An 11613-nucleotide genomic window follows, 5' to 3' on the forward strand; every position below is an offset into this window, starting at 1 on the left:
TGGTGGAGCCTAGCGGGATCGAACCGCTGACCTCCTGCGTGCAAGGCAGGCGCTCTCCCAGCTGAGCTAAGGCCCCAATCAGATAACAATTAACACTATAACACAAAACAAAATTCCGCGCAATTGTTTTTTTGCGACTTCCCTCTTAAAACGTCGAATTATTCTTTTCATTAATTCAACTGCTAACAAACCATTGCAACAGTTGCATCCAAATCCTCGCAACCGCATCGTCATAGCGACAAGAAATAATATATCATGTCTTACGATTCTACGCAACACATAATTTGATTTTTTTGTGATGATTTTTTTTGCCGATTAGGTTTATTAATTTACCACAAATAAAATATAATCACAACATCTCCATTAATAAAAAAAACAATAACGTTTTTTCAATAACAATTAACAAAGAACAAAATACTCTAAGTTTACTTAAATAAAGAAAAAAGATCTAACTCACCCATTCTTAATTTATCAATTTATAATCCCCAAAAAGACAATTGACGTTTTAAATATTTAACTTAGCTATAAAAAAGAAAAAATTAATGTGATGATGATTTAAAGTAAGGACCTAAACAAATGCTCAACATGTTAGTATCAAATCACTTCGACCTATTATTAACCATATCCATAATATCCTTAATAACAAAGCCAGGCTTTTTAAGAAAATTTTCTACTCCAAGTCTCTGAGTGGCTTTTTCCATTTCAATGTTTCCATTGCTAATAATGCAAACTAATTTAGACAGCACTTCTTCTCTATCTTCGCTAAGAATTAAATCTATAAACATCTCCAATTGATAGTCTAAATCGATTTCACAAAAGAACACATCTGGCTGAATATCATGATATGCAGCTATTACATAATTCGAATTTTCAATAGTATAAACATTTTCATACCCTTCTTCAGAAAGGATAGCTTCTATTAATACATTTAAACTTTGATACTCTTGAAATACAAGTATTTTTTTTGCTTTCATCTCGATTAACCACCTATTAATTTTCCGTATTATACAGGTAACAAGTTTATCGAAACGTTACAGTGAATGTCTATTGTAGCCAATACCCTTCTAAGCTTCTTTTCTCCCCCCTCAAGACAAAGTTACTCCTATCCAACCTCTATTATTTCCTTTTCAGTACAAATTAAAGGCCCGCTTACTTGCAGGTCTTTCTAACTACAAACACTATTGAATAAGCTTTTGTACTTCACTTATTTTCAATTTTGATATATAAGCAGATTCATGATAATTAGCAAAATGGGCTATATAAGTCTTACCATACGTTTCAATACTAAGAACATGGCTAAGGTTAACAAGATATGAACGATGGGTACGGAAGAAGGAAGAGCGATTTAATTCTTTTTCAATAGAGTCTAAAGACTCACTCGTCTCATAAACACCATTTTTAGTATGTATAGTCGTTTGTTTCCCTGTCTTCTCAATAAAGTAAATTAATTCTATAGGAAGATAAAAGGTTGCACGACCTTTCTTTATTATAAGCTTATTCGTATCTAGAGAGTAATTGACAGGAATATTCACCCGCTCTTCTTCCAAAGTAATTAAATTAACTGCCTTCTGGAGAGCTTCATATAACCGCTGCTGAGAAATAGGCTTAACGACATAATCAACGGCAGATACAGCAAATGCCTCGACTGCATATTCCTCATATCCTGTAATAAAAATGACTTTAAGATTAGGCTTGTTTTGTTTACAGAGTTTAGTTGCTTCCATACCATTTAATCTCGGCATGTTTATATCAACAAGAACAATATCTACCATATGTTCTCGGTCCAAAATAAATTCTAGTAATTCTAGACCGTCCTGTCCTTGGTAGACCACTTCCATATTCGGCAAGTAGCTAATAAATCGATTGATGATCTCTCTAGAATCTTTATGATCCTCAACAATAGCTATATTATATGTCCTCATAATAACCTCTTCCCACTTACCTTATTTTTTTATACTATGTTACCGCTACCATAATCTAAAACGAATAGTTATACAAAATACTCCTAGTAAATTTAGCCAACTCACGAATCTCCATTTACAAATTATCGATTTTCCTATTTTATATGTTATAGGAACAATGACTGATATGGAACTAGAAAAGACTGGTATCTACGGAGGATGACTTATTTATGGAACGTAATGAATATACATCTGTTGACTTAACTGAACCTTCACCTTTAATAGAACTCACTAATAGTAGCGTGATAGAAAATGGCGCACATATCCTATATATGTTTAATGCACATTCATCATATGTACAGAATGCCACCTCCTACATTATGGAGGGGCTTAATAAAGGGCACCGAATTGTTCTATTTGAAGATCAAACGTTTTTCGATCAGATCAACAATAACCTGTTACTAGAAGGATATTCAGAAAACACTCTAAAACAAATAACATACATTTGTCATTCTAAACACTATTCAACGAACAATCAATTTCAAGCTGATCACAGCTATGAGAACCTTGTTAAGCTTTTAAAACCCGCAGTCAAACAACATCGAACGACACGGATCTGGGGACAAGTGTTAGCGCAAAACGCTCTCGTTTCTGAATTGAGAAAGTACGAATGCTCCTGTGATGAATTTTTAAATAGTGAAAAAGTTATATCCGTTTGTGCGTATAATGCACTTGAAACTCCTTCCTATATACAAAATGAAATGCTTAAAGTACATGGATATTTTATGGTCGATGAAAGAATTGAGAAATCTCCTTTTTACAATAAGAAGTATGTAGTAAATATCTCTCCTACCGAACAATTAAAGCTACAAAAGATCGAAATGGAAAACCAAGAATTAAAGAGAAGAAATCAACAATTAGTGAAAGAGCAAGCTAGTCAAAAAGAAAGAGAGCAAGACCTTCGCATAGCAAAAAGAAATGCAGAAAAAGCAAATGCAATGAAAACGACGTTCCTATCACAGATGAGTCATGACTTACGGACACCCTTGAACATCATTCAAGGCTACTCACAAATATCACTTTTAGAGACGAACGATCCGCGTTTTCAGTTAAATATCCAAAAAATATACGATGCATCTAACAATTTATTAAAGTTAATTGAAGAAATTCTTGATTTTTCTGCCATTGAGGCTGGAAAAGTAAGCATCAACAAAGAATTCATTCATGCAAGAAGCTTTATCGACCAATGCATTAAATCTATTTTCGATATCACCCATTCGAATCAAATCATTAAAGTAGATGATATCGACGACCACATGTATATCGAAGCCGATCGTCTACGATTAACTCAAGTACTAACTAATTTGATTACGAATGCGGTCAAATATACGCAAACAAATGGTCACATATCTATATCTTTAGATCATGACAGCGTTAAAGATCAAGTAATTATCAATGTAGAAGATACAGGGATTGGCATTCCTAGTAATGAGCTTACCCTTATTTTTGAACCTTTTTATCGAAGCAAAAAGACAATGAGTAAATGGAAAGGAACAGGAATTGGACTTGCTATTGTCGCGCAGCTTACGACAAAAATGGATGGCACTTACGGTGTCATAAGTAAAGAAGGAATCGGTTCAACCTTTTGGGTTTCATTTAAAGGATTTGTTGCAAAAAAAGAAACAACAGATGTTTATGAATCTTCTATCGCCACAAGCTCACTTCCAGTAACACCTAAAATGAAGATCCTTTATATTGAAGATAACCTAGATAATGTTGACTTAATGTCTTCAATGTTACACATCATTACAGAAGTCGAACTTTACAGTGAAGTGACAGGTAAATCTGGGTATCATAAAGCAATTGAGGTTCAGCCTGAATTAATCCTATTAGATCTCCACTTACCAGATATGAATGGACTAGAGGTGTTAGACAATTTAAAATGCCACCCACTGACAAAATCGATTCCTGTAATCGTTATTAGTGCCGAAGCGCTCGAGTCAACTATTGATCTATCATTAGAAAAAGGCTGCCAAAGCTATTTAACAAAGCCCGTTCATTTAGAGAAGCTACGGGATTTAGTTTTGCGAAATAGTAGTTAAGATAAACTAGTAAACTATAAAAGGTTGCCCAAGTTTAAGAACTTGCGAGCAACCCTCCTTAACTAAGTTGACATCTAACAGACCTTATATTTAATTTCACTCTTCTCCTTCACTACCTAAAATACACTTTACATCAAGAAGCCCAATGTCGAACCAATTTCACCTATATTCCCCTTATCCACCCACAACACAAAGTAATTGTAATTTGCTCCTTCAATTTGTATCGTCATTGGATACCGCACAATCAAAGCAGCTTGCCCTCTCATCTCAGTAGGTTGATCGTCTGATGGATAAATAAAGCACGCATCTTGATTTTGAATTTGTGTATGGAAGATTCGAGGATCTGAACCATATGGGGCTAGTTGATGAAACGCTTCGTTTTTACACACTTGATGAATCGGTTCCTCTGAGAATAACGCAGAAACCTGGAAGAAACCATCTGGTCCTTCATATCGAACATCATCTACTCTTCGCCAATCGGCTGGATATTGCAAGTGAATCTTATAAATATCATTCACATATGTCTTTTTTGCAGAAGGAATTGGCGCAGATGCAGGCGACCATTGGATCGATGCAATACTAGCTCCTTCTACCAGCTTAATAGGAACAGGATGGAATACGTCGACTACCCACATTTCACTGGCCATCTCTTGGTTAAAACAACCTGAAAGATAAACCACTTTCCTACTATCTTGAGACCAAGTAAAAGGCGTAGCAAAACAATTGGAGATGGCTCTCGTTTGGTCGTCCTCCCCTCGCCTTCCCGATGTTCGAATAAGAGAAAAATAGCCGCGATCCTCAAATGCCGTTGCACTGTATGCAATCGTTAATGAATCAGGAGACCATGTTGGGAAATAGTTCTTCGCAAGTGGCCCTCCCCTTACTTCACTCACACTGCCAGTTGTAAGGTCAACTGTAAAAATAATGGAGATGCTAACTCCAGGTGTCGTATACAGTGCATGCATTCCATCAGGGGAAAGGCGAACATAATTGAGCCGGCCTCCCGTGTTTTCAGTAATTTGCCTTCTTTCCGTTCCATCCGTTCGCATTCGAAAAAGCTGACTGAATCCTTCTTGATCAAGTGCTTGAAAAAGTAACTCCATTCCGCTTGGAAACCACTGAGCATCAGTCACACCAGGCTCAGCTATTCTTTCAGCTTGATGATTAATCACATCGTACAAAACAATCTCATTCTGCTTTGTATAAACGAGTTTTTGACTATCTGGTGACCAATTTAATAAAACACCAGTCTCAACCTGATCGATTCGAGCAATTCCTGCTCCGAGCAAATCTACAACATAAATCACTCCACCTACTCCAACAAAAGCGATTTTTCGACTATCTGGTGACCAATAAGGTGTAGAAAACGATGCTCCTATCCCGTTGGTAAGCTGTAAACTGGCACCATCACGGGGGTTATATACCCACAGATCAAATCCTCCCCTACGATTCGTTACGTAGGCAATCATTCCCAGATCTCCAAGTGGCGCATAAGGAATGATCAACCTCATCCCTGGAAATAAATCATAACTCGGGAGTTGATTCACCAGCCTAACCAATTCATAATTACTTCTTCCTTCGGTAACGATATTAAATCTCCTAGCAATCTGGAACAAAGTATCGCCAGGTTGAACGATATAAAAGGGGTTACCTGGAGGAACAGTTAACAATTGGCCGACTAGAATGTGATAAGGAGGAAGAAGACGGTTCGCTTCGATAATTACTTTTTGAGGAACACCGAAAAATTGCGAAATAGCAAAAACCGAATCCCCAGGCTTTACTCGAACCACATTCACCCCAGGAGGAACAGAAAGCTGCTGTCCCACATAAATCACATACGGTGGACTTAGATTATTTGCGGCAATCAGAGATGCAACCGGAAGCTCCCACCGCCTAGCAATATTATACAGTGTATCCCCAGGACGAACTGTGTAAAAAACTTGCATTATTACCCCCTCCGAATGAAAAACCTTTTTCAATTACTCAAGGAAAATACGTTCAATTCATAGCGTATGCCTATAGCTATTCGCCTGAGCAACCAAAGATTCTTCCAAAAGATAAAAGTGCAACTTTATTATGTATCCCACGCTCTTAATCTCTTGAAAAAAACCACCTATAATAAAGTCTCGATGCATAATATGTACATGACAAGGTAATAAAACTCCAGTATCGATTCCATTTTTTGTACTCTATTAGATCTGTGTATTTCTCTGTGAAGGTTTCTATTAAGGTAATTACACCACTATAACTAAAAACATAGATAGCCTTACTTATATAGCTTCTTTTTTCTGGATAATAGAGATTAAAAAGAATAGTGATCGCTGGATAAATAAAGAACTCAAAAGCAAAACTTGTTTTGTTTGATTTCTTAAAAAAAGAACGATATGGGTACTTAATTAATCCTTTCTCTACAACTAACAATCCAAAAAACCACGTCATAACCTGTTGAAATAAAAAGGACACATGAGCTTCCCTCATTTTATGACGAGGAACATATCTAAATATGAGAAACATTATAATCATGCATGATGCAGCAACTATTGAATCTTCTTTTTTTTTATTAGACATTTTATAAACAGCCTCCTTTATGGGACATTACGAATGAAGCAGCTCTAGATTAAATTTATTTCTGTTTAGTATTAACTTAGTCATATTATGACACAGATCGACAAAAGTATTTGCGATTGCAAATAAAAAAGTTGAGGATCTTCTAGAACCCTCAACTTAATCATTTATTATTTATCTCAAGATCTAAAACTAGATGTGACAGCATTAGTTAAACTTAATATCAGATGATGATTTAACAACAAATTCACTGAATTGCTCTCCGACTAATTCATTACTCATTAATGTTAAAACCTCCATCAGTTTAGATTGATCCTCCTTTGATATCCTATCAACAAGATGAACAATTTGTAAATCTGAGTTCGCAACATTATCATCTATAAAGTCTTTAACAACTTTTCGTCCTTCTTCTGTTAAAGCAACTTCTTTCGTTCGTGCATCATTTCCACTATTGACGACAACTAAACCTGATTCTTTTAATTTTATTAATTGCCTAAATATATTCGAGATGTTGGTTTGAGCTAAATAGGTAATATCTGACATTCTTAAGTTTGAATCAAAATATAAAATCCAAAGAATACGAAAACCAGGGAACGTCAACTTTCTTTTTTCTACTTGTCTTCGTATGTCCTTTTCAATTTCAAAATTAAGCCCCCGTATCAGCGCAAATAGTGAATAACTATTTGCAAATTGTTCGTTCCATTTGTTCATCTATCTCCCCCCTACCAGAAACGAGCATCCATAAAACGATCTAATAAATACAATTATTTCCAAAACACTTCATTTTAAACTCTTACTAGTGTATAACGTGTTAGTATGAAAAGAAAAAACAGCCCAAAATGTTAGGCTATTTTCACTATTCATATTGACCCTAATCCTTCTAGCCAACCGTGATCTCACGTAGATCCGCTATCTTTTCATTCAAATATTGTAAGTCTAACTCTTGACACACCTCTTTATTAAAACTTTTGTATAAATACCTGCTAAATTCCCAAATTTTCTTCTTCATGAGCTCATCATTTTCTTCTGCTATCATAATAAGCGCTTCATATGTAGCAAGCATAATAGACGTATCATCACGTCCGTAATGACAAATTTGATAAAAAGTTGCGTACAACAGCTCGTCTATTGTTATCTTAGAGGAAAACACTCTGACTCGTTTAGAATCCGAGTAAAGAATATAGCTGCCATCATGCTTACATGCTGTGCCTAGAAGCTTTCCTATATGCAAAATACCATCTATCGCTGTATTAGGATCATTAATCCCTGGTGATAATGCGCGGAGTGTGACCTCGACAATTTTCTGCACGCCGAAATCGACATCCTGTAAGATCGTCCGTTCATTCCCTAACTCAATGAACTTATGGATGTTTTCACTTGGCTTCTCCCCTTTATAATACAGATTAAACAATACTTTGTTCGTTGTCACAAACGTACCAATTGGTGGGATAATTTCAATTACAAGATCATGTTTTTTTGCTAGTTTATATAAATGGTTATACTCGATTAGCTGAATATAGCCAAACGTTCTACTCTTGACTTCCTCAACCATGTAATTCTCTAATGATATATCAGGCTTTTCGTTAGTTATCGTAACGACTTGTCCTTTTACTTTTGATTTTAAGCGCTCATGAGATGTCTTTAATGTCTGACGCGTCAGCTCGCTAATTAATTTATTAACTTGAATCGATGTTGCCACATGATGAATAAAATAGGCAAAAAAAGCTAAGCAAACAATGGAAATTAACACTCCAATTGTCCCAGCCATCACCTCATACTCCAAATCTTCTCGCATAAAAAGTAACGCAAGAATGGAATACACGAATCCACCCATATAAACTCCAAGAACCCTCATAGTTACTTGATTTGTTACGAAATCAGAAAGCGTTCTCGGGGAAAACTGTGACGAATAGGTAGTTAACACAACCATAATGGTCGAAAACGTAATCGCAATCATCGTTAACAAAGCAGCAGCAAGAATTCCTAATATATTCTGGGCCAAATCAACACTAATTAATAAAGTCGGTGGTATCGCCGTTTCAATTTTCTGCCCATGAACCGTATCTAACCAAATAACGATCATTGCAAGTAAAGAAGCAACCAAACAATAGGCACTCGGAAGTAACCAAATGTTCTTTTTAACCTTCAAAATTAGGTTATAAAACAAAGAACCCCCACCTCTTTCATTAAGATTATGCCCTTACTATATCCAAATTTTGAGAAGTTATCATAGTTACTTAGTAAAAACTGGAGAATAAATCAGCTTCTCTTTCATCAGAAACAATGATATACTAATCTAGCGATGAGCTAATTTGCATAAGACGAGATTGACGCGCCTTTTTAGGCAATGCACAATGTGGAGTGCTGTCTCTCGCAGCAATACGCAAAAAAGACGTCCTACTGGGCGTCTTTTTTTGTGAAAATTTTTTGATCGGTTCACATAAAAAAATTGGGGCTGTCCTAAAAGGTCAAAACAGAGGTGGCAATGGCTCCGTTCGCTACGCGCCTTGAGAGGAGAACCCCACTCCTCTCAAGGCTTTTAAAAGATGTAGCGACTCCGCTCATTGCTTCGGGGGTGTCTCAAAAGGTCAAACCCCCAGTAAACAATGTTTTAGATGAATTCATTAATTAAGAGTTTTATTTAATCTAGAAATAACTAGATCCAACTTATCAAATGTCACCGGTTCACTAAAAAAATACCCCTGAAAGATATCCACACCCAATTTTTCCCAATCGGCAAATTGTCCTTCATCTTCAATCCCTTCAACAACGAGCTTAAATCCAAGGTTATGGGCCATCTGTCTAATTGGAATAATGACGCTCGTTAATTTATTATTTTTCATTAAACTAGTAATAAACCTTTTATCCAATTTAATATGATCAATTGGCAGGTCGACAAAGTCAGAAAAAGAAAAATACCCATTCCCAAAATCATCTAACGCAATTTGACAACCTCTGTTCCGTAAAAACTGTAATTTTGTTTGGACATCTTCTCGATTATAAATACGAATATTCTCTGTAACCTCAAAAATAAAATGTGACTCATTGATTTTTGCTTCATTAATGATTTCTGAGACGATCCTTTCAAAGTTCTCCATTAAAAGCTGATTAACAGATAGATTTACGGAAAAGTAAATATCCTGATTGTCAGGCGCCATTTGTTTTACATGATGACAGACTTCTTTAAAAACCCAAATGAAAATATCATAGGCCAGTCCTATTTTTTCAGCTAAAGGGAGGAATTCACCAGGTTTGATAATACCTAGCTTCGAATGCTTCCACCGTATCAAAGTCTCTACCCCTATTACTTTCCTTTCCTTCCTCCCCACTTGTGGTTGATATTCAATATAAAAACTACCGTCTCTTAAAGCATGAGGCAAATCAACTTCAATCACCATCTTTCGATAAGCAGACTCGTTAATTTTCCCTTTATATAATTTGTACTTGTTCACTCCAAGTTCCAAAGCTTCGTACATTTGAGATTTTGCTACCATTATCAAATCATCACTATTCTTATAATCATAAGGATATATACAGACCCCTATGCTCGTTTCTAATATAAATTGATGATTGCTATACGTATATGCTCCGGACAAAGTACCAATAATTCTTTCAACAATTAAGTTACATTCATGTTCTGTTACATCGGTTAGTAAAATGACAATGTCTGTCTCGGATAAAAATGAAGCGGTATCTATATCCCTTATACTTGTTTTTAAACGTTCGGCTACCTGTTTACATAAAAAACTAAGAACATTTGTTTCGACATTAGGCTGAGACAATCTAACGTAACAAACAGCTGTAGCTGTTTTAAAACGATCACAGTAAGCCAAGTTCATATATAACCGATCGTATAGCAAACATTCCGTTGGAAAACCTGTTATTTCATCTATTAATCCCATTTTATCTAAGGGCTTTTGTTTTTCCATGTAATCATCCCATTTTACCAGTCGTTATTTTCATTATAGTTCTATGTAATCACTTTGTCCCTATTATGACAAGCTTTTATCATAAACTAGCCACAAAAAAAGAAAGCAGGGTGAATTGAAAAGGTGAAAGTCGATCTTTAAAGTTCACTCTGTTTTGTCTGTTATTTTTTTTCAAGTTGCTCACATTAGTTCTCTTTTCAATCACTTTCTTCTCGTTCTTTTCATTGCTTTTACAAGGAAACCTCCTTTAAATCTTCTTGGCTCATAAGAGATAATAAAAGCTTTCGGTTCATATTCTTCTATTAATAAAATAAGTTCATCTTCTCGACTTCTTTTTGTTAACAGCTCAAGTTGGTAACGCTTACTATCTTTTCCTTCCCCTTCAAACACAGTAACACCAAATCCTTCATTTCGTAAAAACGAAATCAACTCTTCATTTTTCTTCTCTAAATTTACAATTAAAGAAGTATAGCCAATTGCTAATTTCCTTTCCACATATGCCCCCAGTAAAATTCCTACACCAAAGCCAACAGCATAAACAACCATCGCAATCGTAGATGGATTCCCAGATAAAACAATGGATAAGCCAAATACATAAACCAAACCTTCTAACACAGCAAGCTGCGCTGCAATAACACTCATTCCTTTCACGACAAAAATCGTTCTGAGTGTAAAGATGGGGACGTAAACTAACTGAAGCATTAAAATTAATAAAATCTCCTTCAAGTTCTCCCCTCCTTTTGGTTCCACTACCAATACCAAAAAAAAAGACTTTCCTAAAATATAATTTTATTAGCTGGCATTTAATACTGATTCCCCTAAAAAAAACACCAACCATACTCAGGTGAGTACATAAGTTGTTGGCATAGGTGTTTCACTTTAAAAACAGTAATTAACAGTCTTTTGTTTCTTACAAAAACACAAAACCATTAATCATAAGATCACAAAACATAGCTTCACCCTTTTATTTAAAGAGGAAATAAAAAATAAAACTCTCTAATCTTTTCATTTCACCTTTTAAAAAATATAGATTTACTAGTACAATCGAGTAGAGGGGAAAGTTAAGTAACTTTCCGCCCCTCTCACACCACCGTACATACGGTTCCGTATACGGCG

Annotated in this window: 9 protein-coding genes and 1 tRNA gene; 1 reads left to right on the plus strand and 9 read right to left on the minus strand. The window is 35.5% G+C overall.

Going from position 1 to position 11613, the window contains the following annotated elements; translation table 11 throughout:
- The 3 genes from SAY88_RS23660 to SAY88_RS23670 all read right to left on the minus strand — a co-directional run bounded on the left by SAY88_RS23660 (nucleotide 1) and on the right by SAY88_RS23670 (nucleotide 1922).
- Nucleotides 1-76 (minus strand) — tRNA-Ala (locus SAY88_RS23660).
- A gap of 523 nt (nucleotides 77-599) precedes the next feature.
- Nucleotides 600-974: an ANTAR domain-containing protein gene (locus SAY88_RS23665; RefSeq protein WP_332634828.1), complete on the minus strand. Its 375-nt coding sequence runs from the start codon at nucleotides 972-974 to the stop codon at nucleotides 600-602.
- 204 nt (nucleotides 975-1178) lie between these two features.
- Nucleotides 1179-1922, minus strand: coding sequence for a LytR/AlgR family response regulator transcription factor (locus SAY88_RS23670; RefSeq protein WP_332634830.1), 744 nt, complete (start codon nucleotides 1920-1922; stop codon nucleotides 1179-1181).
- A gap of 209 nt (nucleotides 1923-2131) precedes the next feature.
- On the opposite strand from SAY88_RS23670, the gene SAY88_RS23675 reads away from it, so the two are divergent.
- A complete protein-coding gene (locus SAY88_RS23675; protein ID WP_332634832.1) occupies nucleotides 2132-4003 on the plus strand; it encodes an ATP-binding protein in 1872 nt (623 codons plus the stop codon).
- Nucleotides 4004-4131: 128 nt separating this feature from the next.
- Here SAY88_RS23675 and SAY88_RS23680 read toward each other — a convergent pair whose 3' ends face one another.
- From SAY88_RS23680 to SAY88_RS23705, 6 genes are all read right to left on the minus strand, one after another.
- On the minus strand, nucleotides 4132-5949 hold the full coding sequence (locus SAY88_RS23680) for a LysM peptidoglycan-binding domain-containing protein (protein ID WP_332634834.1): 1818 nt from the start codon (nucleotides 5947-5949) through the stop codon (nucleotides 4132-4134).
- Nucleotides 5950-6094: 145 nt separating this feature from the next.
- Nucleotides 6095-6571: a CBO0543 family protein gene (locus SAY88_RS23685; RefSeq protein ID WP_332634836.1), complete on the minus strand. Its 477-nt coding sequence runs from the start codon at nucleotides 6569-6571 to the stop codon at nucleotides 6095-6097.
- A gap of 204 nt (nucleotides 6572-6775) precedes the next feature.
- On the minus strand, nucleotides 6776-7279 hold the full coding sequence (locus SAY88_RS23690; RefSeq protein WP_332634838.1) for a MarR family winged helix-turn-helix transcriptional regulator: 504 nt from the start codon (nucleotides 7277-7279) through the stop codon (nucleotides 6776-6778).
- Nucleotides 7280-7448: 169 nt separating this feature from the next.
- Nucleotides 7449-8735, minus strand: a complete 1287-nt coding sequence (locus tag SAY88_RS23695; RefSeq protein WP_332634840.1) for a DUF2254 domain-containing protein — start codon at nucleotides 8733-8735, stop codon at nucleotides 7449-7451.
- 457 nt (nucleotides 8736-9192) lie between these two features.
- Nucleotides 9193-10497, minus strand: a complete 1305-nt coding sequence (locus SAY88_RS23700; RefSeq protein WP_332634842.1) for a putative bifunctional diguanylate cyclase/phosphodiesterase — start codon at nucleotides 10495-10497, stop codon at nucleotides 9193-9195.
- Between the two features lie 201 nt (nucleotides 10498-10698).
- Nucleotides 10699-11223: a DUF2179 domain-containing protein gene (locus tag SAY88_RS23705; protein ID WP_332634843.1), complete on the minus strand. Its 525-nt coding sequence runs from the start codon at nucleotides 11221-11223 to the stop codon at nucleotides 10699-10701.
- Nucleotides 11224-11613: the final 390 nt, after the last annotated feature.

Origin of the sequence: Halalkalibacter flavus (assembly GCF_036663575.1) — a bacterium.
GTDB lineage: Bacteria > Bacillota > Bacilli > Bacillales > Bacillaceae_D > Halalkalibacter > Halalkalibacter flavus.

What these genes read in the sequence shown, in the direction of transcription:
- SAY88_RS23665 (WP_332634828.1), bottom strand. Translation starts at nt 974, where the DNA reads ATGAAAGCAAAAAAAATACTTGTATTTCAAGAGTATCAAAGTTTAAAT.
- SAY88_RS23670 (WP_332634830.1), bottom strand. Translation starts at nt 1,922, where the DNA reads ATGAGGACATATAATATAGCTATTGTTGAGGATCATAAAGATTCTAGA.
- SAY88_RS23675 (WP_332634832.1), top strand. Translation starts at nt 2,132, where the DNA reads ATGGAACGTAATGAATATACATCTGTTGACTTAACTGAACCTTCACCT.
- SAY88_RS23680 (WP_332634834.1), bottom strand. Translation starts at nt 5,949, where the DNA reads ATGCAAGTTTTTTACACAGTTCGTCCTGGGGATACACTGTATAATATT.
- SAY88_RS23685 (WP_332634836.1), bottom strand. Translation starts at nt 6,571, where the DNA reads ATGTCTAATAAAAAAAAAGAAGATTCAATAGTTGCTGCATCATGCATG.
- SAY88_RS23690 (WP_332634838.1), bottom strand. Translation starts at nt 7,279, where the DNA reads ATGAACAAATGGAACGAACAATTTGCAAATAGTTATTCACTATTTGCG.
- SAY88_RS23700 (WP_332634842.1), bottom strand. Translation starts at nt 10,497, where the DNA reads ATGGAAAAACAAAAGCCCTTAGATAAAATGGGATTAATAGATGAAATA.